The 23,351-nt window shown below is 66.1% G+C and carries 23 protein-coding genes; 12 read left to right on the top strand and 11 right to left on the bottom strand.

The features are described from left to right. Position 1: 1 nt before the first annotated feature. From MLD63_RS12705 to MLD63_RS12675, 7 genes are all read right to left on the bottom strand, one after another. Positions 2-1,168 carry an ABC transporter permease gene (locus MLD63_RS12705; RefSeq protein ID WP_439957663.1) on the bottom strand — a complete coding sequence of 389 codons (1,167 nt, stop codon included), beginning with the start codon at positions 1,166-1,168 and terminating at the stop codon, positions 2-4. Further along, on the bottom strand, positions 1,165-2,253 hold the full coding sequence (locus MLD63_RS12700; protein ID WP_255330276.1) for an ABC transporter permease: 1,089 nt from the start codon (positions 2,251-2,253) through the stop codon (positions 1,165-1,167). Before MLD63_RS12700 ends, MLD63_RS12705 begins: the two co-directional genes overlap by 4 nt. Before the next feature lie 63 nt (positions 2,254-2,316). After that, on the bottom strand, positions 2,317-3,963 hold the full coding sequence (locus MLD63_RS12695; RefSeq protein WP_255330275.1) for an ABC transporter substrate-binding protein: 1,647 nt from the start codon (positions 3,961-3,963) through the stop codon (positions 2,317-2,319). A gap of 115 nt (positions 3,964-4,078) precedes the next feature. Next, the gene (locus MLD63_RS12690) at positions 4,079-6,625 is read right to left on the bottom strand and encodes a GcvT family protein (RefSeq protein ID WP_255330274.1); all 2,547 of its coding nucleotides are present in this window, start codon (positions 6,623-6,625) and stop codon (positions 4,079-4,081) included. Further along, a complete protein-coding gene (locus tag MLD63_RS12685; RefSeq protein WP_255330273.1) occupies positions 6,622-7,929 on the bottom strand; it encodes an NAD(P)/FAD-dependent oxidoreductase in 1,308 nt (435 codons plus the stop codon). The genes MLD63_RS12690 and MLD63_RS12685 overlap by 4 nt, the downstream gene beginning before the upstream one ends. Then, on the bottom strand, positions 7,922-8,611 hold the full coding sequence (locus tag MLD63_RS12680; RefSeq protein ID WP_255330272.1) for a phosphate/phosphite/phosphonate ABC transporter substrate-binding protein: 690 nt from the start codon (positions 8,609-8,611) through the stop codon (positions 7,922-7,924). Before MLD63_RS12680 ends, MLD63_RS12685 begins: the two co-directional genes overlap by 8 nt. Further along, a complete protein-coding gene (locus MLD63_RS12675; RefSeq protein WP_255330271.1) occupies positions 8,611-9,495 on the bottom strand; it encodes a fatty acid desaturase in 885 nt (294 codons plus the stop codon). The genes MLD63_RS12680 and MLD63_RS12675 overlap by 1 nt, the downstream gene beginning before the upstream one ends. 110 nt (positions 9,496-9,605) lie before the next feature. On the opposite strand from MLD63_RS12675, the gene MLD63_RS12670 reads away from it, so the two are divergent. From MLD63_RS12670 to MLD63_RS12660, 3 genes are all read left to right on the top strand, one after another. Continuing rightward, entirely contained in the window at positions 9,606-10,448 is an 843-nt protein-coding gene (locus MLD63_RS12670; RefSeq protein WP_255330270.1) for a helix-turn-helix domain-containing protein, read from the top strand. An 89-nt stretch (positions 10,449-10,537) separates the two neighbouring features. After that, positions 10,538-12,076: a trimethylamine methyltransferase family protein gene (locus MLD63_RS12665; protein WP_255330269.1), complete on the top strand. Its 1,539-nt coding sequence runs from the start codon at positions 10,538-10,540 to the stop codon at positions 12,074-12,076. Next, complete coding sequence (locus tag MLD63_RS12660; RefSeq protein WP_255330268.1) at positions 12,076-13,686, top strand: GMC family oxidoreductase; 1,611 nt, start codon at positions 12,076-12,078, stop codon at positions 13,684-13,686. The genes MLD63_RS12665 and MLD63_RS12660 overlap by 1 nt, the downstream gene beginning before the upstream one ends. Here the strand turns inward: MLD63_RS12660 and MLD63_RS12655 are convergent. After that, complete coding sequence (locus MLD63_RS12655; RefSeq protein WP_255330267.1) at positions 13,683-14,483, bottom strand: zinc-ribbon domain-containing protein; 801 nt, start codon at positions 14,481-14,483, stop codon at positions 13,683-13,685. The genes MLD63_RS12660 and MLD63_RS12655 overlap by 4 nt on opposite strands. 80 nt (positions 14,484-14,563) lie before the next feature. On the opposite strand from MLD63_RS12655, the gene MLD63_RS12650 reads away from it, so the two are divergent. From MLD63_RS12650 to MLD63_RS12630, 5 genes are all read left to right on the top strand, one after another. Next, positions 14,564-15,238 (top strand): cell division ATP-binding protein FtsE, encoded by a 675-nt coding sequence (locus MLD63_RS12650; RefSeq protein WP_255330266.1) that lies wholly within the window; start codon positions 14,564-14,566, stop codon positions 15,236-15,238. Positions 15,239-15,246: 8 nt separating this feature from the next. Then, positions 15,247-16,191 (top strand): cell division protein FtsX, encoded by a 945-nt coding sequence (locus MLD63_RS12645; RefSeq protein WP_439957662.1) that lies wholly within the window; start codon positions 15,247-15,249, stop codon positions 16,189-16,191. Continuing rightward, positions 16,188-16,955, top strand: coding sequence for a lysophospholipid acyltransferase family protein (locus MLD63_RS12640; protein WP_255330265.1), 768 nt, complete (start codon positions 16,188-16,190; stop codon positions 16,953-16,955). The genes MLD63_RS12645 and MLD63_RS12640 overlap by 4 nt, the downstream gene beginning before the upstream one ends. Continuing rightward, a complete protein-coding gene (locus MLD63_RS12635; RefSeq protein WP_255330264.1) occupies positions 16,952-17,554 on the top strand; it encodes a pyridoxamine 5'-phosphate oxidase family protein in 603 nt (200 codons plus the stop codon). Before MLD63_RS12640 ends, MLD63_RS12635 begins: the two co-directional genes overlap by 4 nt. A 126-nt stretch (positions 17,555-17,680) precedes the next feature. Continuing rightward, a complete protein-coding gene (locus MLD63_RS12630) occupies positions 17,681-18,001 on the top strand; it encodes a DMT family transporter (RefSeq protein ID WP_255330263.1) in 321 nt (106 codons plus the stop codon). A 10-nt stretch (positions 18,002-18,011) separates the two neighbouring features. Here the strand turns inward: MLD63_RS12630 and MLD63_RS12625 are convergent, their stop codons facing one another. From MLD63_RS12625 to MLD63_RS12615, 3 genes are all read right to left on the bottom strand, one after another. After that, positions 18,012-18,974, bottom strand: coding sequence for an acetyl-CoA carboxylase carboxyltransferase subunit alpha (locus MLD63_RS12625; protein WP_255330262.1), 963 nt, complete (start codon positions 18,972-18,974; stop codon positions 18,012-18,014). 79 nt (positions 18,975-19,053) lie between these two features. Continuing rightward, positions 19,054-19,626 (bottom strand): L,D-transpeptidase family protein, encoded by a 573-nt coding sequence (locus MLD63_RS12620; RefSeq protein WP_255330261.1) that lies wholly within the window; start codon positions 19,624-19,626, stop codon positions 19,054-19,056. Next, the gene (locus MLD63_RS12615) at positions 19,623-20,807 is read right to left on the bottom strand and encodes a MalY/PatB family protein (RefSeq protein ID WP_255330473.1); all 1,185 of its coding nucleotides are present in this window, start codon (positions 20,805-20,807) and stop codon (positions 19,623-19,625) included. Before MLD63_RS12615 ends, MLD63_RS12620 begins: the two co-directional genes overlap by 4 nt. Positions 20,808-20,881: 74 nt before the next feature. Here MLD63_RS12615 and def (MLD63_RS12610) point away from each other — a divergent pair, with 74 nt between their 5' ends. Genes def (MLD63_RS12610) through fmt form a run of 4 tightly spaced genes read left to right on the top strand, consistent with a single transcriptional unit; the run spans position 20,882 to position 23,331 of the window. Then, positions 20,882-21,403, top strand: coding sequence for a peptide deformylase (gene def, locus MLD63_RS12610; protein WP_255330260.1), 522 nt, complete (start codon positions 20,882-20,884; stop codon positions 21,401-21,403). Further along, positions 21,396-21,890, top strand: a complete 495-nt coding sequence (def, locus tag MLD63_RS12605; protein ID WP_255330259.1) for a peptide deformylase — start codon at positions 21,396-21,398, stop codon at positions 21,888-21,890. The genes def (MLD63_RS12610) and def (MLD63_RS12605) overlap by 8 nt, the downstream gene beginning before the upstream one ends. A 1-nt stretch (position 21,891) precedes the next feature. Then, positions 21,892-22,389: a peptide deformylase gene (gene def / locus MLD63_RS12600; RefSeq protein ID WP_255330258.1), complete on the top strand. Its 498-nt coding sequence runs from the start codon at positions 21,892-21,894 to the stop codon at positions 22,387-22,389. Between the two features lie 48 nt (positions 22,390-22,437). Continuing rightward, complete coding sequence (gene fmt / locus MLD63_RS12595) at positions 22,438-23,331, top strand: methionyl-tRNA formyltransferase (protein WP_255330257.1); 894 nt, start codon at positions 22,438-22,440, stop codon at positions 23,329-23,331. Positions 23,332-23,351: the final 20 nt, after the last annotated feature.

The following is a 23,351-nucleotide window of genomic DNA, read 5'->3' as shown; positions in this document are numbered from 1 at the left end:
GTCAGTCCTTCAGGCTTTCTTCGCGCAATCCGTCGGCCAGCAGGTTCAGGCCAAGGACCAGCATCATCAGCGCCAGCGCCGGCGCCAGCGCGGCATGGGGATAGGCGGTCAGCAGACGTCTGCCCTGGTTGATGGTGGATCCCCAGTCGGGGCTTTCCGGTGAGACGCCAAGCCCGAAAAAGCCGAGCGTGCCCAGTAGGATCGTCGTGTAGCCGATGCGCAGGCAGAAATCGACGATCAGCGGGCCGCGCGCGTTGGGCATGATTTCCCACAGCATGATGTAGGCGCCGCTTTCGCCGCGCGTCTGGGCAGCGGCGACATAATCACGGTTCTTGATGTCCATGGTGATGCCGCGGACGATCCGGAACACGGTGGGCGCGTTCACGAACACCACCGCGATGAACACGTTCAGCAGGTTCGGAGGCATGCGCCAGACACCCAGCGGGTCGGCGTCGAAGACCAGTCCCGCATAGGCCCAGATCCCCACGATCGCGAGGATGGCAAGCCACAGGTTGCGCCGTGCGGGCTGGGTGACGAAGCGCGAATGGATCATCAGCGCCATCAGAACCAGCGGGATGGCGAACAGGATCGCGGCCATGCCGTTCGGGATGCCGGTCTGCTGGATCTCGGGCGTGACCAGCAGGAAGAACAGCAGGATCACCGGGAAAGCCAGAACCAGGTTCGCAATGAAGGACAGCACGTCGTCCCACCAGCCGCCCAGATAGCCCGCGGGCAGGCCCAGACAGATGCCGACGGCATAGGCGACCAGCGCAGCGGCCGGTGCGATCTTCAGCACTTCGCGCGCGCCCATCACCATGCGCGAGAAGACGTCGCGCGCCAGCGCGTCGCCGCCCAGCAGATAGTAGGGATAGCCGTCCTCCAGCCCCGTCGGACTGCCCGGGGCGGCGTTCTTCATGATCGCGACCTGTGCCAACGGATCATGGGTGATGATCAGCGATGCGAAGACCGCAACCAGCACCCAGAACAGCACGATCGCGTAACCGATCATGCCCACCGTGGAATCGAACAGCTTGCCGTAAAGTCCCAGCCTGCGTTTGAACCGGATCGACAGGCCGAAGATCACCGCCATGCCCAGCCAGACGGGCCAGACCTGCATCGCCATCCGGCCGATGGTCGCGAACCATCCGAGTGCCTGATCCTCCATCATGCGAGCCTGATCCGGGGATTGAGCCAGACATAGCCGATGTCGGAAATCAGCTGCGTCGCAAGCACCAGCACCACCGCGACCACCGACGAGGCCAGCAGCAGTTCGATGTCGTTGTTGCCCGCCGCCTCGACCAGCGTCCAGCCGAAGCCGGGATAGGAAAACAGCACCTCGGTGATGACGACGCCGTTCAGCAGCCACGGAAATTGCAGCATGATGACGGTGAAGGGCGCGATCAGCGCGTTCCGCAGCGCATGCTTCATGACCACATCGCGAAACGGGACACCCTTCAGCCTTGCGGTGCGGATATATTGCTGGGTCATCACCTCGGTCATCGAGGCGCGCGTCATCCGCGCGATATAGCCCATGCCGTACAGCGCGACCGTCATCACCGGCAGGGTGAAGTTCCAGAAGTTCGCGTCCCCCACCGCAGACCGCGCATTGCCCTGGAACAGCACCGGCGCGTCAAGCAGCCCCCACTCCTTCAGCATCGGCGACAGCCCCGCCTGCGACGACGCGAGCAGTGCGATCAGCAGAACGCCCATGACGTATTCAGGCGTCGAGGTCGAGGCGATGGCGACAGTCGACAAGGTCCGGTCGGTGCGAGAGCCTTCGCGCATTCCGGCCAGCACGCCGAGCAGCAGGGCCGACGGCACCATGACGACCATCACCCAGAACATCAGCTTGCCGGTCGCCGCCAGACGGTCTGCCAGAATTTCGCCCACCGGGGCGCGGAACCGCGTGGACCAACCCCAGTCACCCTGCATCACGCCGCAAAATCGAGGCCGAATCTCGCGATCGGCCGCATTGTCGATGCACCGCCCCCGCACGACCGTGCCGTCCTCTCCCTCGGCGGTCCAGCCCGGCAGAACGCCCAACCATTCGCCGTAGCGGGTCAGCATCGGCCGGTCGTACCCGTTGCCGGCAAGCCAGCTTTCGACCTCGGCATCCGACATCCGCGCAGAACCCTGGCCCTTGGCGAGCTTTTCGAGGTTCGGGTCAAGATTGGTCAACGCGAAGACGACGAATGTCAGGACCAGTGCCGATGCGGCGATGGCGGCCAGTCGTCGGGCGAGAAATGTCAGCAACAGCGGTTCCCCTGATCGCTGGACGACGGCCCCGAACGGGGCCGTCACCTTGCCTGGCGCCGCTTACTCGGGCGCAACCCAGTAATACTGGTAGCGCACCTCGAATGTGGGGTGGATCGCGGCGCCGCCGATCGTCGGCTTGGCGTGGCGATAGGTGTTGCGCCAATAGGGCAGGATCACCACGCCGTCTTCGCGCATCATCTCTTCGGCCTTGGCCATAATCTCTCTGCGGGCCTCGACGTCCGGGGTGCCCATTGCCTGATCCAGCAACGCATCGAATTCGGGCTTGCGATAGGCGGCCTCGTTCCAGGCAGCGGTCGAATAATAGGCCAACTTCATCACCTGAACGCCCAGCGGGCGCATGTTCCACTCGGTCGCGCTGAAGGGGAACTTCAGCCAGTCGTTCCAGTAGGTCGCACCGGGCAGGATCTGGCGGTCGATGGTAAAGCCCGCATCGCGAAGTTGTGCGGCGATCGCATCGCAGGTCGCGGCCTGATAGGCTTCGTCCAGCGAAACAAGTTCGATCGCCGGGGCGCCCGCCGCGTCATACATTTCCTTGGCAGCGGCCGGATCGTGTTCCGCCGGACCGATATCGGCATATTCCGGGTGGATCGGGCAGACATGGTGGTTTTCGCCCACCTTGCCCTGATCGTTATAACCCAGGGTCAGAACCGTGTTGTTGTCGACCGCCATCTGCACGGCCTTGCGGACGTCGACATTGGTGAACGGCTCCTGCTCCTGGTTGAAGCGGACGGCGAGCGTGTTCGCGGTCAGCGCTTCTGATTTGACCCAGCCGATCGCGTCGAACAGGTCCACGAATTCGCCGATCGTGTTGTAATCCAGATCGATCTCGCCACCCTCGGCCGCGGCAAGCCAGGCCGCCGGGTCGGTTCCCAGGTCCACGAATTCGATCTGGTCCAGATAGGCACCGTTGCCTTCGTTCCACCACGAGTGATCGGGATTCTTCTCGATCACCGCACCGACGCCGGCTTCATGGCTGACAGGCCGATAGGGACCGGTGCCGATCGGATTGGCGACCGGGTCGCTGCCGTCGAAGGACGGGTGGACCACGGCTGCCGGATAATCGGCGCAGCCCACGATGATGGTGATGTCGGGCGCGGAAAGCTTCAGCGTCAGGGTATGGTCATCCACGACCTCGACCGCGTCGGGACGCAACTGGTTCGTTTCCGGGTCCATCAGCGTCGAGAAGCGCGACGCCATCGAATTACCCTCGACCGTGCCGTCGCACCACCGCTCGATGTTGTGGCGAACATGTTCGGCCACGAAATCGTCGCCGTTGTTCCATTTCACGCCCTGGCGAAGATGCAGCGTGTATTCAGTCGCGTCGTCGTTGACGTCCCAGCTTTCCAGCAGCACTGGCTGGACCGAGCCGTCGTTTTCGTAGCTCGCCAGATATTCCAGCCAGCCGCGGCAGACATTGGCCAGTTCCGACCAGTCCCAGGTGCGGGGGTCTTTCTGCGCCTTGATGTACATCTGCATCTTGATGCTGCCGCCCATCACCGGGTCGCCGGCGGGCTGCGCGCGCAGGGGTGCGTTCAGGCCGATCAGGCCATAGGCTGCGGTGGCGCTGACACCAAGCGCGGTGGCGCGGGTGAGGAACTCACGACGGCTCAGATCGCCGGCCTTGGCCTCGGCGGCGTACATGCGCGCCTTGGGATGAATCCTTGGAAAACGGAAATGGTTCGTCATGGGACAGCCTTCCTGTGGGATACCGGGCGGCTTTGGCGCCGCCGCCTGTGATTGCCCCCAGCCTAGCGATGTATCGCTTTGACGAAAGATAAAAATCCGTCTCGGGATACGTCGTTTACGACTTCATCCGTTCGCCGGACGGGTCGAACGGAGGTTCGTGCACGATCCGGGCAGCATGGCGACGACCCAGAATCTCGACCTGCAGCGCCACGTCCGCGTCAGGTGAAGCAAGATCGCGCGGCAGATATCCCTGCGCCATCGACGCCTGGATGCCATGCGCATACCCGCCGGACGTCACCCAACCGGCGACTGCCCAATCCCCGTCTCGCTGGATCTCGGGCGCCGCGATCTCGCGTCCGTCAGCATCAAAACGCACGGCGCCGAACGCATGGGGTGCGGTGATCGCCTCGGACGGGGCGGGGACCCGTGCCCAAATCGGCTCGTCGCCCATCACGTCGGCATTGTCCGCCTCGACGATCAGCGACACACGGCGCAGCGAACCGCCGCTCTCTGTCTCCCGACGAGCCGCGTCGCAGCCGATGAAATCTTTTTCCAGTTTGACGAAACGCTCCATCCCGGCCTCGAGCGGGCCATAGATCGGGCGCAGTTCGGCGAACCAGGTCGGAAAGTTCTTTTCAAGCCGCATCGATAGCAGCGCGCGCATGCCGAAATCGCGCAGGCCCAGATCGCCCCCGGCCTCGTGCATCGCCAGATAGACCCGGCGCTGGAAGGCCGGGCGCATCCAGATCTCGTAGCCCAGATCGCCGGTATAGCTGATCCGGTTGACCAGACAGGGCGCGCCGGCGACGTCCATCTCGCAGAAGTCCATGAAACGGAACGCGTCGTTGCCGACGTCCTGATCGACCAATCGCGCCAGCAGATCGCGCGATCGCGGCCCGGCAATCGACAGGCCCACCAGATCCGTGCCGAACCGGTGCAGGCGCACGTCACCATCAGCCGGCAGATGGCGTTCGAACCAGCGCATGTGGTATTTGCTGGCGGCAATGCTGCCCCAGATCAGGAAGCGATCCTCGGCGGCGCGGGCGATGGTGAAGTCGCCGATCAGCTTGCCCGCCTCGTTCAGCATCGGCGACAGGACCAGCCGCCCCAGCTTTGGCATGTGGTTTGTCATCAGCCGGTCGAGGAACGCTTCGGCGCCCTGTCCCGAGACCTCGTATTTGGCGAAGTTCGCGATCTCCGTGACGCCGACCCCGTCGCGGACCGCCCGGACCTCGGCACCGACATGCTGGAAATCGGTCGAGCGGTGGAAGGTCGGCACGTCGTGGGCGTCCTCGGCCGAGGGCGCGAACCACAAGGGCGCCTCCAGCCCCCAGGAATTGCCCATCACCGCGTGGCGGTCGCGGGTCAGGATATCGTAGATCGGCGTCGTTTCCTGCGGGCGTGCGGCGGGCAGTTCCTCGTTCGGGAAGCGGATGCTGAACCGGCGCGAGTAGTTCTCGCGCACCTTGGCGTTGGTGTAGCGCAAGGTCGCCCATTCGCCGTAGCGCGCGACATCCATGGCGAAGACGTCGAAACCCGGATCGCCCGTCGTCATCCAGTTCGCCAGCGCGAGGCCCACTCCGCCGCCCTGCGAAAAGCCCGCCATCACCGCACAGGCGGACCAGAAATTCGTCAGCCCCGGCACCGGACCGACAAGCGGGTTGCCGTCGGGGGCGAAGGTGAAGGGTCCGTTGATGATCGTCTTGATCCCCGCGCGTTCATAGGGCGGGAAATGCCGGAAGCCGACCTCCAGCGAGGGCGCGATTCGGTCCAGGTCGGGTTCCAGCAGTTCGTGCCCGAAATCCCAGGGCGTGGTGATCGGCGACCATGGCTTTGCCGCCTTCTCGTAGGTGCCCAGCAGGATGCCGTTGCGTTCCTGCCGCGTGTAGATCTCGCCCTTGAAGTCGATCACGCCGACCAGCTCGCGACCCGTCCTGGCGTTGAACTCCATGACCTCGGGCATGTCCTCGGTCAGGAGATACATGTGCTCCATCGCCAGCAGAGGCAGCTCGAGGCCGACCATCCGTCCGATCTCTCGCGCCCAGAGGCCGCCCGCATTCACCACATGCTCGGCCCGGGTCGTGCCGTTCCGCGTGACGACGTTCCACGTCCCATCCGCGTCCTGCGTCAGGTCCGTGACCGGGTTGCGCAATTCGATCTTCGCGCCCAGCGTGCGCGCGGCCTTCGCATAGGCGTGGGTCGTGCCCGACGGATCCAGATGCCCTTCCACCGGGTCCCACAATGCGCCGACGAAATTCGTCTCGTCCATCAGCGGAAACATCGCCTTGGCCTCGGACGGGGTAATCAGCTCGGTCTGCATCCCCAGCGTGCGGCCGCGCGCATGGGTGAGGCGCAGCCAATCCATCCGTTCCGGGCTGTCGGCCAGCATGATGCCGCCGGTCAGGTGCAACCCGCAGGCCTGGCCGGAAATCCGTTCCAGCTCGTCGTAAAGCCCGACCGTGTAGGCCTGAAGTTTGGCGACGTTGGGGTCGCCGTTCAGCGTGTGAAACCCGCCCGCCGCATGCCAGCTGGAGCCCGACGTCAGTTCCGACCTTTCGATCAACAGGCAGTCGGTCCAGCCGGCCTTGGCCAGATGGAACAGCACCGAACATCCGACGACGCCGCCGCCGATCACCACCACGCGCGCGTGCCTGTCGCTCATCCGATCACCGAAAAGCTGGAATTTGGGTTCACCACGCGCTTGCGCGAATAGGTGGAAAGGTCGATCGACCGGTCGATCCGGTCGAGATGGAAGCTGAGCGGATCGGCATCGTGGTCGTGTCCGTCTTCGCAGGCGGTGACGATCCGTGCCATGATCTTGCCGGCGACCGGGGCATTCTTGAACTGGTTCCCGCTGGTCCCGCAGGCCATGTAGAAGCCGGGCAGGTCGGAACAATCATAGATCGGCAACCAGTCGTCGCTGACATCGTACATCGCGACCACCCCCTTGGCCTGTCCGGGGATCGGCTGGTTCGGGAACCGCTGCGCAAAGCGCATCACGTTGGTGGTCCACTGATCGGTGAAGTTCGTGTCGAGCGCGTCGGGGTCATCGACCCATTCGCGCGGGTCGCATTGCGGATCGCCCGAGCCGATGACGATCACACCCGGCGCTTCGGGCCTTGCATAAGTCTCGGTATCGCCGTCGGAATAGACGTAGCCCTTGGCGCCGAAGTCGAAATCGCGCGGGCCGGGGATATAGGCGACCTCCTGCCGGTTGGCGCGGGTTGCGATGTTCATCCCCCGCGTCACGCCCGCCAGATCGTTCAGCTTCGATGACCACGGCCCGCCCGCATTGATGACGACGGGCGCGTCGATCTGCCGCCCGTCGGCCAGCGTCACGCCGGCGGTTCGACCGTCAGCCTGTCGCATCTCGGCCACCGCGGCGCGGAACAGGAACCGCGCACCATGCGCCTCGGCCGCTTGCTTCAGGTTCTCGGCCGCAAGCTTGGGATCGTTCACGTATCCGCCCTGCGGAAAGAACACCGCGCCCGCAATTTCCCGGCCGGTCGGCACGCAAAAGCCGTCATCCTCGGGGCGTTTGGGCGGGTAGTAGGCCTGCAGGTCGACACCGGGCAGATAATCCGCGATACGCTCGGCCGGAACGTCCTGCCAGGGGCAGCCGATCCGGTCCATCATCGCGCAGACATTCACCAGGTTCTTGTTGGCCGGACCCTTGACGACAAGGCAGCCGGTCTCGTTGTAGCGGATCAGCGGCGTACCCTCGGGCAGGTTCACATGTGCGGCCCAGTCACGCCAGTAATGCCAGCCCTCGTAGGCCAGCGCACAGGATGCCTCGACCGAGTAATAGGTGCGGATGATTGCGCTTGATGACGAGGTCGAGCCCGACCCTGCGTCCGGCCCCTTGTCGAGGCTCAGCGTCTGCCAGCCCAGCTTGGCCAGTTCGAAGGCGATGGCGTTACCGATCACCCCCGCGCCGATGATGATCGCGTCGGCGCTGTCACGCATCTTCCGTCTCCGGTGCATATTGGCCGGCTTCGACCAATCGGCGCGACAGCGCGTCGGCGACGGGGTCGGCGGTCTCTGTGCCGGTCATGAAGAAATGGCCGGGACGGGGTGCGGTCCAGCCGATCACCGTCAGGCCGCGCGCCGCGGGTTCGTGGTCCAGTGCCAGCTGCCAGCTGCGGCAATCGATCGCCGCGACGTCAGCACGGCCATCCGCCACCGCGCGGATCGAGGCGCGATGCGCACCGGTCCACAGCACATCCGTATCATCCAACTGCGCATCCTCGGCGATGGACAGCCAGCCCGACCGGGAATCGACCGAGTTCGCGGCCAGCCGCATCCGATCCAGCCCGGCAGGCAGCACCGCGCTCGCGCCGGGCTTCGCCGTTTGGCCCTCACGTGCCACGAGGGCCGAACGATAGGTCGTGCCTTCACCGCCAGGCACGCCATCGTAACTGCGCCGTCCGATGATCCGCTGGGTGCCGATCAGGTCCAGGTCGACGGTCCCCCGGCAGGCATCGGCGATCAGGGTTTCAGGATCACGCCAGATTGCCAGCAGGTCATCCATCTCGACCGGGTGGGTCAGCGCAGGCAGGTCCAGCCCCGCGCGCAGCCGGTTCCAGAAGGCTTCGGTCTGGTGCCGGATCTCGGGCCAGTCGTACATCGGAAGGGCGGCGCGTCTCATCAAACCTCACGGTACAGCGCGGGATGCTCCACCGGTTCTTTCGCATGCACGGCGTGGGCACGCCAGAGCGCGAAATAGTTGGGATAGACGTAGCCGTCGTTCATCGCCTGCCATTCCTGCTTCCGCTCGCGATAGAGGCGCGGAAGGCGATACCAGGGCGCGGCGGGCATCTTGTGGTGCACGATATGCAGATTGTTGTTCAGAAACAGCAGCGACAGGGGCGAGCGTTCGACGATCACCGTGCGACCGTCGGGCCGTTCGTGCCATTGATGCTCGGCATAGGTACGGATCGCGATCAGCGACAGCGCGCCCCACACGACGGTCAGAAGATAAAGCCACAGCGGTATCCCGAAGGCGTTCAGCGCGACCAGGATCGGCACAATGCCGATGAGGTTCAGAAGCCACGCCTTGCGTGCGCCGCGTTCTTCCCGCACCAGCGCGGCCGCTTCCTGCGCGAAGAACCCGGCTGCACCCAGCCAAGGGCCGATCACGACGCGGCCGAGCATCGTCGCGTTTGCAGCCAGCAGCAGTCGCAGCCACCGCGGCATCGCGCGATGGCGCAGCGCGGCCTGATAATAGCTCTCGGGGTCTTCGAAGGGATCGGTCAGCCGGATGTCGTTATGGTGGCGCAGATGCGTCTCACGGTAACGGCGATAGGGATAGAGCAGACCGGGATTGATCGCCACCAGCGCCTCGTTCAGGCGACGCGAGCGCGTCGGGTGGCCGTGCAGACATTCGTGGACCAGCGACGAATGCATGGCGGTCACCACGGTCATCACCAGCAGGGCGGGGACGGGCGCGATCGGATAGAGCCATGCCCCGGCCACAGCCCAAACCCCATACGTCGCGGCGGCCAGCGCCACGGTAGGCCATTCTACTCGCATCCAGAAACCTCGAAACGGTCGGCGCATCCTGTGCCGTGACAGATTGTGCCGCAAGAATACAATCGTCACAGTAAGTCGTTAGTGTTTTGGAATGGAACGGATTGTTGCCTATGGTCACGACGACGTTGGACAAGCGCGACACGGCCGATGTCTTTCGCCAGCGCCTGCAGCAGCTTCACGGCCAAAGCGGCTTGTCGCAATCTGGCTTCGCGCAGCGGATCGGGATCGACCGTTCGGCGCTGTCGCAGCTCTTGTCCGGGCGCGACGTGCGCTTGCCGCGATCCGAAACGCTGGTCGCGCTTTCGCTTGCCTTCGGTGTCTCGACCGATTGGCTTCTGGGTCTGGCTGCCGAGCCCGCGATCGGCACCGAGACCGCAGACCGGACCGAAATCCAGCCGAGCGATGGCCATTCCGACCCGACGCTGATGGCGCAGTGGTATCAGGAAACCGCGGGCCAGAAGATCCGATCGGTCCCGTCGCGTCTGCCGGCAATGCTGCGCAACGCCGAGGTGATCGCCTTCGAGACGCGCGGCCGACCCGAAGCGGCCGAGCGCGCGTTGGCCCTGACCGCATTTCAGATGGAAAACGCGCAGGCGCCGGAATCGGATATCGAGATCTGCATGCCGATGCAGCGCATGCAGGAATTCGCCTCGGGCACCGGTTTGTGGACCGGACTTCCCGATGCCATCCGCCGCGACCAATTGGTCCAGATGGCCGATCTGGTCGAGGCGATGTATCCCAGCTTCCGGCTGCACCTTTACGACGGCCTCAAGGGTTACCTGCTGCCGCAGCTTGTCTTCGGATATCAGCGTGCTGCAATATTCGCTGGCGATATGTATCTGGTCATTCGGGCGCGACAGACGATCCGTGACCTCGTGCGCGGTTTCGATGGTCAGGTGCGCGCCGCGACCGTCCACGCGCACGAGGCAGGGGCCTGGTTGCGCGCACTGTGACTTCTGTCACCGCTGACGGGGGCAAGATACCGGATTGCACCCGCAGGGCAGCGGCCCGACACTCCGCCGCACTCACAGGGACGCCCGCGATGAATGATCTGCCACATGGCCGCCGCAGCCGCCGACCGCACCGTCAGGCCGGGGCGTTCGCGCAGATGCCTTGGCGTATTCCGGTCAACACCGACCGCCCGACCGAGCCCCTGCCGCCTGAAGGTGTCGCGGCGATCCACGACGGCGCGATGGCGATCCTGCGCGACATCGGGATCGAGTTCCTGAACGACGAGGCGCTGGCGATCTTCCGGCAGGCCGGCTGCCGGGTCGAGGGCGCGAATGTCCGCATGGACGCGGATTTCGTGACCGAAATGGTCGCCCGCGCGCCCGCGTCCTTCCCGATCACACCGCGCAATCCCGACCGGCGGGTCGAGGTCGGCGGGCGACACATCGTCTTCGTCAATGTCAGTTCACCGCCAAACAGCTGGGACATGGTGCGCGGCAAGCGGTCGGGCGACTTTTCGACCTTCCAGGACTTCATGAAGCTGACGCAGGTCTTTAACTGCATCCACGTTGCAGGCGGCTACCCGGTCGAGCCGATCGACATCCACCCCGCCATCCGCCATCTGGATTGCATCGCGGCGAAGCTCACCCTGACGGACAAGGTGGTCCACGCCTATTCGCTGGGCCGCGAGCGGGTCGAGGACGCGATGGAAATGGTTCGCATCGCCGGTGGCCTGACCGATGCGCAATTCCGCGAAACGCCGCGGATGTACACCAACATCAACTCGGTCAGCCCGTTGAAGCACGATTTCCCGATGATCGACGGCGCGCTGCGCTGTGCGCGGGCGGGGCAGGGGGTCATCGTCACGCCCTTCACACTGGCGGGCGCCATGGCACCTGTGACGCTGGCCGGCGCGGTTGCGCTGTCGCTGGCCGAAGCGCTGTCGGCCATCGCCCTGCTGCAATTCGCAGCGCCCGGCTGCCCGGTGGGCCTCGGCACCTTTACCAGCAACGTCGACATGAAGTCGGGCGCGCCGGCTTTCGGAACGCCCGAATACATGCGCGCGACGCAGATGACCGGGCAGATGGCCCGGTTCTACGGGCTGCCGCTGCGGTCGTCCGGCGTCTGTACCGCGAACATCCCGGATGCGCAGGCGATGTGGGAAACGTCGAATTCGCTCTGGGCTGCGGTGCAGTCGGGCAGCAATCTAGTCTATCACGCCGCCGGCTGGCTGGAGGGCGGGCTGATCGCGTCGCCCGAGAAATTCGTGCTGGATTGCGAGGTGCTGCAGATGATCCAGCGCTACATGGAGCCTTCGCTGACCGCGACCGGTCCGGACGAGATCGCACTGGATGCCATCGCCGAGGTGGGGTCCGGCGGGCATTACTTTGGCTGCGCGCACACGCAGGTGCGCTATGAACAGGCATTCTACGCGCCCATTGCGTCCGACTGGCGCAACTTCGAGGCTTGGGAGGCGGCGGGGGCCGAGGACAGCATCGCCCGCGCCCACCGCATCGCTAACGCGCTGATCGAGGGGTTCGAGCCACCGCCCATGGATCCGGCCATCGCCGAGGAACTCGCCGCCTTCGTCGCGCGCCGCAAGGCCGAGGGCGGGGCGCCGACCGACTTCTGATGCAGGGCGACTGGGATCACATCATCGTCGGCGCCGGATCGTCCGGCTGCGTGCTGGCGGCGCGGCTGGCCGAGGCAGGGCGGCGTGTGCTGTTGCTGGAAGCCGGCGGCAGCGACCGGCGATTGTTCGTGCAGATGCCCTTGGGCTACGGCAAGCTCTATCACGACCCACGGGTGAACTGGAATTTCGCGACCGAGCCTGATCCCGGCCTGCTGGGTGCGCGCGATCACTGGCCGCGCGGAAAGGTGCTGGGCGGGTCCTCCAGCATTAACGCGATGGTCTGGATCCGGGGTCATCCGGGTGATTACGACGACTGGGCAGCGGCCGGGGCGACCGGCTGGGCCTGGTCCGACGTGCTGCCGGCCTTCCGGGCGCTGGAACATTACGCACCGGGAGAGCCGGATTTCCGCGGGCAGGGCGGACCGCTGCATATCGATCCCGGCGCAGACCGAATCCATCCGCTGACGGCGGCCTTCCTCAAGGCTGCCGAGGCGACCGGCCTGCCTGCGAACGCCGACTTCAACGGTCGCGCGATGGAGGGTGTGGGGACCTATCAGCTGACGGTCCGCAATGGGCGGCGCAACTCGGCCGCGAGGGCCTTTCTGCGCCCGGCGATGCGCTGCGCGAACCTGAAGGTCATGACCCGCGCTCAGGTGACCCGGATCGTGGTCCGAAATGGGCGTGCCACCGGCGTCGAGTATCGCCGCGACGGGCGGCCCGGCGTCGCAGAGGGGGGCGAGGTGATCCTGTCGGCCGGCGCGATCGGGTCGCCGCAGATCCTGATGCTGTCGGGGATCGGGCCCGGCGCGAACCTGCAGAAGGCTGGCGTCACCACGACATTGGACCAGCCCAATGTCGGGGCGAACCTGAATGACCATCAGGGCATCAACTATACATGGCGCGCGCACATCCCCAGCCTCAACGACGCCTTGCGGCCGTGGTGGGGGAAGGCGCGGCTTGGGGCGCAGTGGCTTGCCACACGGACGGGTCCGCTGGCGCGGTCGGTGAATGCGGCTGGCGGTTTCTTTCGGACCGACCCCTTGCTAGATCGGCCGAACATGCAGCTTTACTTTCAGGCTTTCTCGACGCTGCTGCCCCGTGCGGGCGAACGACCGATCCTGACGCCCGATCCGTTTTCGGGCCTGTCGATCGGATTGTCGAACTGTCGGCCGCGTTCGCGCGGGCGGATCGAACTGGCCGGGCCGGATCCCTTTGCTGCGCCGCGCATCTTCGCCAACGCGCTGAGCGATCCGGCGGATGCGGCGGAACTGCTGGAAGGCTGCAGGATGTTGCGCCGTATCGCCGCCGCCGCACCCCTATCGGAGCTGCTGGCCGAAGAGCTGCGTCCCGGCGCGGCCATCGTCGATGACGACGCGATAGAGCGTGACATGCGCGCCCGCTCGGGCACCGTCTTCCACCCAAGCTGCACCTGCCGGATGGGGGGCGATCCAGCGACCTCGGTCCTTGATCCGCAGATGCGGGTCCGCGGCATCGACGGTCTTCGGGTCTGCGACGCCTCGGCCTTTCCAACCCTGCCGGGCGGGAACACCAACGCGCCGGCGATCATGATGGGTTGGCGGGGTGCGGACGTGATCCTGGGTCGGGTCTAACGCAACGCGGCCAGCACCCCGTCGACCAGCGCTGCGGCGTGCTCGTACAACCAGATGCGGCCGTGATCGACCTGCGCGCGGGCTTCGACCAGCGGCTCGATCCCGTCCAGATGCGGTGCTGCGTGATAAAGGATCAGCGCCGCCAGACACAGCCCGATGCCCCAGCCAAAGCCGCGTGCTCCAGCCTCGGCGCGATGATCGACCCTGACCGAAGGCACCGCAGTAGCCACCGCGGCGGTCGCATGGACCGGCCGGCTGGGCGTTGTCCGGGTCACCGTCGCCTCAAGATCCGCGGGCGCCGCATGGCGCGGCGCAGGTTGCGGGGCGCGGTGGATATGACCCGCGGGATCGGCCGGCTGACTAGGCGGCAGAACGGGCGGTTCTCCGATCGCCGCGCCTCCGGGGAGGGTCCGGCTTCCAGCCTCGCGCAGGCTGGCAGAACGCTCGGCCACCTTGCGCCGCGCGTCGGCCTGTCGCGCGACCCGCTCGCGCCGCGCCTCGTCCACCAGAATGCTCAGCACGTCGCGGGGCAGGGGCCTGTTCAATCGCGGCGCATCGGCATCGACGGACAGAGCTTCGTCCGGATCGTCTTCCACATGGAGCGGCTGGTCGTGCGGAACCTCGCGCGGTCGCCCGTCGGTGACCAGCAGGGGCGGCAGCGGCTCGGCCTCGCCCGGCTGGAACCAGACCCGCCCGCAGGACGAACATTCGACCTGCCGTCCGGCCGCGGGAATCAGCGTCGCGTCCAGCCGGTACTCGGCTCCGCAGCCGGGACAGATCAGCCGTGTTTCCTCCATCCCCGCCCTCGCAATCGCCTTTGGGCTGTTCTATCAAGCGCGGGCCCGGCTTGCAAAGCCAAGGCCGAAGGAGGTGTCGCTTGATCGAAATGCATGATGTCGGCTTCGGCTATCGCAATGGGGCCGAACTGCTTTCAGGCGTCTCGCTGAGCATTCAGCCCGGGTCGTTCCACTTTCTGACCGGACCTTCGGGCTCGGGCAAGACCACGGTGCTGCGACTTTTTTTTGGCGATCTTCTGCCCACGACGGGGCGGATCAGTGCCTATGGCCAGGATGTTGCGGGACTGTCGCGCGACGGAACCGCCGCGCTGCGCCGCAAGGTCGGCATGGTCCATCAGGACCCGCAATTCCTGGATCACCTCCCCCTGGCCGAAAACGTGGCGCTGCCGCTGACCGTGGCCGGTCGTCAGGTGGACATGGCCGCGCTGAAGGATCTTCTGGGTTGGGTGCAACTCGCGCCGCAGGCCCGCGCGATGCCCCCCTCGCTGTCGGGGGGCGAGCGTCAGCGCGCCGCGCTGGCCCGCGCCGTCATCACCGCGCCCGACATGGTGCTGGCCGATGAGCCGACGGGAAATCTGGATTGGGATATGTCGATGCGCCTGCTGCAATTGCTGATCGAGCTGAACAAGTCCGGGAAGGCGGTTCTGGTCGCGACCCATGACATGAACCTGATCCGGGCGGCCAAGGCTCAGGTCTCGGCACGCGTTCTGCGCATCTCGGGCGGCAATCTGCAACTGGCGGGGGCAGACCTGTGATGGCGCGGTTGAAGCGACCCGATTTCAAGGGTGCGACTTTCAAGGGACTGGACATCAGGGCGCTGGCACAGGGCGTTTTACGTCGCGATGGCGGCATCGCCGCGCGGATCGTCCCGCCGACCGGCTTCACCGCGCAGCTGACCCTGTTTTCGGCCGGGGCGCTTGCCTTCCTCGCCGTCTTCGCGCTGGCCCTGTCGCTGGCAGCGGGCCGCATGGCTGACCGCTGGTCCGAGTCGCTGGCCGGTCAGATCACCCTTCGCGTCTCGGCCCCGACCGGCCAGGCCGAAGCCCAGACCGCCGCCGCGCTGGAGATCCTGCGCACCACGCCGGGACTGGGTGAAGCGCACGTCGTGCCCGATGCCGAAGTCGCCGCTTTGCTTGAGCCGTGGTTCGGACCCGATGTGCCGGTCGATGCCCTGCCCGTGCCACGGCTGATCGAGGTTCCGATCGCGTCGTCCGAATTCGACGCCGAAGGGCTGCGGATGCGGCTTGAAGGAGAACAGCCGAACACCGTTCTGGACGATCACGGCGAATGGCGCCGGCCCCTGGTCAGCGCCGCCAACCGGCTGCGCGGGCTGGGGATGCTGTCGCTGGTTCTGATCGCGGCCTCGTCCGGAGCGATGCTGACGCTGGCCGCGAAAGCCGCGTTGGCGGCAAACGGGCAGGTCATCCGCGTGCTTCGGCTGGTCGGCGCACGTGACATCACCATCGCCGGCGCGTTCGTCCGCCGCTTTACCGGTCGCGCGGCGCTTGGCGCGGCGGTGGGTGCGATCCTGGGGATGATCGCCATCGCGATCCTGCCAGACATGGACAGCGCCGGCACGTTCCTGACCGGCCTAGGTTTTCAGGGCTGGGGCTGGTTCGCCCCGCTGCTGATCCCGCTCATCGCCGCGATTATCGGCTTTGCAGCCACACGATGGGCGGCGCTACGAATGCTGCGCGAGGTGCGATGAGGGCAATCGACTCACCCGTTCCCGGCAGGATGACGCCCTGGCAATGGGTGCAGAACGTGCTGTTCTACATTCACATCGCGCTGGCGACGATCCTGATCGGGGCGTGGGGATTGGTGATCCTGCTGATCGATCGCCAGAACGGTGGGCAGCGTGTCCCCGATGTCTGGCTGGCCCATCTTCTGCGCGCGGCGCGCTGGCACCTGCGCCTGAAGGTCGAGGTGCGGGGCACGCCGCCGCGCCACGATTGCCTGGTGGCGGCAAAGCACCAGTGCTTTCTGGACATCATCGCCATCGCCGAGGCGGTACCGCGGCGCAGCTTCATCATGAAGCGCGAGGTGATGCGGATTCCGATCATGGGCTGGTTCGCCGTTCGCGCCGGCTGCATCCCGATCGACCGCACAAAGGGCAAGGATGCGATGAAGGCGATCGCCGCCCAGATCGCCCGCCGGATGGAGGCGGGTCGCCTGGGCCAACTGATCATCTATCCCGAAGGGACGCGCACCCGCCCGGGCGAGCGGCGGCCCTACAAGCACGGGGTCGGCACGTTCCGCAACGCGACGGGCCTCGACGTGGTGCCGGTCGCGGTCAACACCGGCATGTTCTGGCCGCGCAAGGGTTGGGGCATCCGCCCCGGCCGTGCCGTGATCGAGTTTCTGCCGGCAATCGGACCCGGCGCAGACCACGATGCCTTCATGATCGAACTGGCCACCACGATCGAAGACAATTCGGACCGCCTGATGGCAGAGGCGGGGCTTAGCCGATGAACTGGCTCGACGCAAAGGATCTGGCGGCGATCTACGGCACGCCGAAGCCGACAGCCCTGCGCAAGGTCGCCCGACATCTGACCGACGATTACCGTGCCTTTCTGGACGCTGCCCGGTTCTGCGTCCTGACCACGGTCGGCCCTGAAGGGACCGATGCAAGCCCACGGGGCGACGACGGCCCGGTGGTGCGGGTGCTGGACGACAGTCATCTGGCGATGCCTGATTGGCGCGGCAATGACCGCATCGACTCGCTCGCCAACATCGTGCGCGATCCGCGGGTCAGCCTGATGTTCATGATCCGGGGTTCGCAGACCGTGATCCGCGTGAACGGGACCGCGCGCCTGACGGACGACGCCGAACTGTGCCAGTCCTTCGCGAAGGAGGTTCATGTGCCGCGCTGTGTGATCGTGGTGCAGATGGATGAAATCTATTTCCAGTGTTCCCGCGCGGTGATGCGCGCGGGCCTGTGGACCGGCGCTGACGACAGTGCCGGATTGCCGACGGCAGGGCAGATCCTGGCGGGGATGACCGATGGCGAGGTCGGCGGTCCGACCTACGACGCGGAATGGCCCGAGCGTGCCGTCCGTTCAATGTGGTAGCCGCACGTCGCGGCGGGCTTGACCCGGACCGCGGATGTCCTAGATCGGGATGGCGAGGCAACGTCCCGCCCCTCTCCGCAGGGTTCATGTCCGGGACGGCCCGGCGCGATTGCGGGAGTGCGCGTCATGCCTTGGGTCTTTCTTGTCATTGCCGGTCTGCTGGAGGTCGTCTGGGCCTCGCTCATGAAGGAATCGCACGGCTTCACGCGGTTCTGGCCCAGTCTCGGGACGCTCGTCTTCATGGCAGGCAGCTTCGGACTGCTCGCCGTCGCCATGCGGACGCTGCCCCTGGGCACCGCCTACACGATCTGGACGGGGATTGGCGCCGTCGGCGCCTTCCTGGTGGGTATCTTGTGGCTTGGTGAGCCTGCGGGCGCGCTGCGGCTACTTGCGGCCCTGCTGATCGTCAGCGGGTTGGTGCTGATGAAGCTGACCTCCGGGCATTGAGCCCGGCTGTTCAGGCGGCGAGGCCCTTGCTGCCCATGGCGAGGAACTTCTGACGACGGTCAGCAATCAGATCGGCGGGCTTCTGGCCCTTCATGTCCTTCAGCATCGCGGCGATTTCCTTGCCGACCGCCTTGATCGTGTCGGGTGCGCGCCGATGCGCGCCACCCAGCGGCTCCGCAATCACCCGGTCGATCACGCCCAGCTTCAGCAGGTCCTGCGCTGTCAGCCGCAGCGCCTGCGCGGCTTCGCGCATCTTGTCGCTGTCCTTCCACAGGATGCTGGCGCAGCCCTCGGGCGAGATCACCGAATAGATCGAGTGTTCCAGCATTGCGATCCGGTTCGCGGTCGCGAAGGCCACCGCTCCGCCCGATCCGCCTTCGCCGATCACGACCGAGACCATCGGCACGCCGATCTCAAGGCATTTCATCGTGCAGCGGGCGATCGCCTCACTTTGCCCACGTTCCTCGGCGCCCTTGCCGGGATAGGCGCCGGGCGTGTCGACCAGCGTGATGACCGGCAGGCCGAAACGATGCGCCATGTCCATCAGACGGATCGCCTTGCGATAGCCTTCTGGCCGGGCCATGCCGAAATTGTGGTGCAGCCGCGACTTGGTGTCGTTGCCCTTTTCCTGCCCGATCACGACGCAGGCCGCGTCATTGAACCGCGCAAGCCCGCCCATCACCGCATGATCGTCACCAAAGGTCCGGTCACCCGCCAGCGGCGTGTATTCGGTGAACAGCGCGCTGATGTAATCGCTGCAATGCGGCCGGTCGGGATGGCGCGCGACCAGCGTTTTCCGCCACGGATCGAGGTTCTGGTAAAGATCCTTCAGAAGGTCGTTCGCCTTCTTGTCCAGCGCCGCAGCCTCTTTCTCGACATCGACGGCACCTTCGCCCTTGCGCGCGAGGTTGCGCAATTCCTCGGCCTTGCCCTCGACATCGGCCAGCGGTTTCTCGAAATCCAGATAGGTCATGGGCGACGCCCCCCGTCAGTGATGCGCGCCGTTATGAGGCCCCGCGACGCCGATTGCAACGCGGGCGAGCCAGCGGGGGTCACGGTAGGATCTCGACCGGGGTACCGTCGGGCGTCGCATCCCACAACTCGCGGATTTCGGCGTCGCTCAGCGCGATGCAGCCGGCCGTCCAGTCGCCCGCAAGCACTTCGCCGTCGGGGCGCTGGTTCGGCTGGCCGTGGATGAAGATATCACCGCCCGGATCGACGCCGGCCGCCCGTGCCGCGGCGCGGTCGTCGGCTTGCGGATAGTCGATCCCCAGCGACAGATGATAGGCCGACGACGGATTGCGGCGATCGACGCGGAAGACGCCCTCGGGCGTCCGACCGTCGCCCTGCCGCGTCTTGTCGCCTTCGGGCGAAAACCCAAGCGCGACCCGGTAGGTCTTGAGGCGCCGCCCGTCGCGAAACACGTCCAGCCGACGATCACCCTTGTCGATGACGATCCGATCGATCGGACCAGTCAGGGGCGCCTCGATCTGCGGCAGCGGGCGCACGATCGGCGGCAAGGGGATCGGGACGGGTGGGATCACCATCGGCTGGATCAGGATCCAGCCGCCAGTCAGCGCCGCCGCGATGGACAAGGCCGAGAACGCCCCTGCCGCTCGCCTCACTGAAGATCGCCGAACGCTTTCTGAAGCCGTACCACCGCTTCCTCGACGCGTGCGCGGGGCGTGGCGAGGTTGAAGCGCATGAAACTGTCGCCGCCGGTACCGAAGGTGGTGCCGTGGTTGGCGGCGATCTTCGCGTCCTGCTCGACCCGTCTGGTGAATTCCTCGCGCGTCATGCCGGTCCCGGCGAAATCGACCCATGCCAGATAGGTCGCTTCCAAGGGCATCGAAGCAAGGCCCGGTATCGCGGCCACGCCATCATCGAAGATTCGCCGGTTGCCGTCGATGTAACGCACCAGCGCGTCCACCCATTCCGCCCCTTCGGGCGAGTAGGCAGCCGCGACCATGTCCATTCCGAAAAGGCCCGGCGACAGGCCCATCGCCATCTGGCGCGCTTTGTAGGCATTGCGCAGCCCATCGTCCGATATGATCGCGTTGCCGATATGCGCGCCCGCGATGTTGAAGGTCTTGGTCGCAGCCGTCAGCGTGATCAGGCGGTTCGCGATCCCCGGCGCGACCTTGGCCATCACATGGTGACGTGGTCCGTCCGGCATCACGAGATCGTGGTGGATCTCGTCGCTGACGAGGATCAGGTCGTGCGTTTCGCAGAACTCGGCGACCTGACGCAGCTCGTCCTCGGACCAGACCCGGCCTCCAGGATTGTGGGGCGAGCACAGGATCAACATCCGTTCTTGCCCGGTCAGCAGTCCTGCCCATGTCTCCCAGTCCATGACATAGCGACCGCCATCCTGCGCCAGCGGAAACTCGGCCACGTCGCGACCGGCCGCGCGGATCACGCGGGCGAAGGCGTGATAGACCGGCGTCATCAGGATCACCCGGTCGCCCGGTTCGGTGAACGCATCGACCGCCAGCGCGGTGCCGTTGACCAGCCCGGCGGCGGTCACGATCCAGTCCGGCTCCACCTGCCAGCCGTGCCGTGTGTCCATCCACCAGCGGATCGCGTCCAGATACGGCCGGTTCACGCCCGGATAGCCGTAGACGCCATGCGCGGCCTGCGCCTCGACCGCGCGCTGGACAGATGCCGGCGGACGAAAATCCATGTCGGCGACCCACATGCTGATCCCATCGTCGGGCGAGACCCCGTAATGCGTCTGCATGTCGTCCCATTTCGAACAATGCGTGCCGGTGCGGTCGATGATCTGGTCGAAATCGGGCTGAGACATGCGCTTCTCCATGCTTTGGTCCTGCTTAAGGGGAATGTTGCGCATGGTGAAGGCTTGACCTAGATCACGGGATCATGAGCCTGCGCCCGATCCTGATCCATCCCGACCCACGCCTGAAGAAGGTGTGCGAGCCGATCGCCCGCATCACGCCCGAGATCGAGGCGCTTGCGGACGACATGCTGGCGACGATGTACGACGCCCCCGGTATCGGGCTGGCCGCGCCGCAGGTCGGCGTGTTGAAGCGGATGTTTGTCGTCGATGCCAGCCGCGAACCCGACGAGGCGCCGCGCGCCATCGTGATGGTCAACCCCGAACTCGACTGGTCCTCGGAAGAGACCAATGGCTATGAGGAAGGCTGCCTGTCGGTTCCCGATCAATATGCCGAGGTGACGCGACCCGCGCAGGTGCGGATGCGCTGGACCGGGCTGGACGGCAAGGATCACAGCGAGGAATTCGACGGGCTCTGGGCCACCTGCGTGCAGCACGAGCTGGATCACCTGAACGGGGTGATGTTCCTTGACCACATCTCGGCCATCAAGCGGCAGATGATCACGCGCCGGATGGTCAAGCTGAAGCGCGAGATGGCCCGTGGCTGAGGCGCCGGCCACGCCCGCGGGCGCGGACGGCACGGTCCTGCCGATCGTGCTTTATCCCGACCCGATCCTGTCGGCGCGCTGCGAACCCGCGGCCGAAGTCTCGGGACCCGAACTTCAGCGGCTGGCCGCGGACATGCTGGCCACCATGTATGCCGCACCTGGACGGGGTCTCGCCGGACCGCAGGTCGGTGTCCTGCGCCGGATCTTCGTCATGGATGCCGGCTGGAAGGACGGTGCCCCGTCGCCGCTGGTCCTGCTGGACCCCGAGATCCTGTGGGTCAGCGACGAGACGGCCAGCGCCGAAGAAGGCTGCCTTTCGATCCCCGGCCGTCCCGTCATGGTCACCCGCCCTGAAGCGATCGAGATTGCCTGGTTCGATCTGGACGGAAGCCACAAGCGGCGTCGCATGTCAGGCGTCGAAGCTCGCATCGCGCAGCACGAAGCCGATCATCTGGACGGGCGACTGATCCTCGACGGGCAGGACTGAGATGCGCGACTTCCTGCCCTATGCCGATCCGCGCCTGCATCGGCCTGCCGCTCCGGTCGAGGCGGTGACGGAAACGGTCCGGATGATCTGGGACGAGATGGTCGCGGTGATGGATGCGATGCCGGGCGTCGGCCTTGCCGCGCCGCAGATCGGCATCCTCCAACGGCTGGCGGTCGTTGATGCCTCGGACAAGCGGGGGCAAGCCGTGCGCATGGCCAACCCCGAGGTTCTCCACGCTTCGGTCAAGATGCGCGCGCATGAAGAGGCAAGCCCGAACCTGCCCGGCGTCTCGGCCAAGATCGAGCGCCCGCGCGCGGTCACGGTACGATTCCTGAACGAACAGGGCGAGATCGAGGAGCGTGATTTCGTCGGCCTGTGGGCGACCAGTGTGCAGCATCAGATCGATCACCTGGACGGTCGGGTCTATGTCGATCACCTGTCGCCGCTGCGCCGCAAGATGCTGGTCCAGAAATCGGCAAAGCTGGCGCGCGGGCGCTGACATCCGGGACGCGATCCCGGGAAACTTGGACGAAAAAGAGGCTGGGCAATGCGCGTGATCTTCATGGGGACGCCCGATTTCTCGGTTCCGGCCTTGCAGGCGATCGCGACGGACCATGACGTCGTTGCGGTCTATTCGCAGCCCCCGCGTGCCGCAGGGCGGGGTCAGAAACCGCGGCCCACTCCGGTCGCACAGGCGGCCGAGGGATTGGGGATCGTGGTGCGGACACCCGAGCGGCTGCGCGATGCTGCGGCGCAGGCCGAATTCGCGGCACTGGATGCCGATGTCGCGGTCGTCGTGGCTTACGGGCTGATCCTGCCGCAGCCGATCCTGGATGCACCGCGACTTGGCTGTCTGAACATCCATGCCAGCCTGCTGCCGCGCTGGCGGGGTGCGGCGCCGATCCAGCGGGCGATCATGGCCGGCGATGCAGAGACCGGCGTCGCGATCATGCAGATGGCGGCGGGGCTGGACACCGGCGACGTGCTGGCAGAGACGCGCACCCTGATCGGTCCGCAGGATACCGCGGGCGATCTGCATGACCGTCTGTCGGCCTTGGGCGCGGATCTGATAGTGAAGGTGCTAGCTCGCCTGCCACTGAAAGGGACAGCGCAGCCTGCCGATGGTGTGACCTATGCCGAGAAGATCGACAAGGCCGAGGCGCGGGTGGACTGGTCCAGGCCGGCGGGTGAGGTGGACCGGCTGATCCGCGGCCTCTCCCCCTTCCCGGGCGCCTGGTGCGACATCGCGGAAGAGCGGGTGAAGCTTCTGCGCTCCCGCGTTGTGGACGGGCAGGGCGCGCCGGGCGAGGTCCTGGATGGTTTCACAATCGCTTGCGGCGCGGGTGCCGTCGAGATCCTGACGGCCCAGCGGTCGGGCAAACGCCCGATGCAGGCAGGCGATCTGCTGCGCGGCTGGTCGCTGCCCGCCCTGCTGGAATAGGCGGGCGCGTCCAGGGGCGA

Origin of the sequence: Paracoccus albicereus, from assembly GCF_024359525.1 — a bacterium.
Taxonomy (GTDB): domain Bacteria; phylum Pseudomonadota; class Alphaproteobacteria; order Rhodobacterales; family Rhodobacteraceae; genus Paracoccus; species Paracoccus albicereus.
The sequence above is the reverse complement of the archived record's forward strand: the minus strand, read 5'-3'. Positions and strand labels throughout refer to the sequence as shown.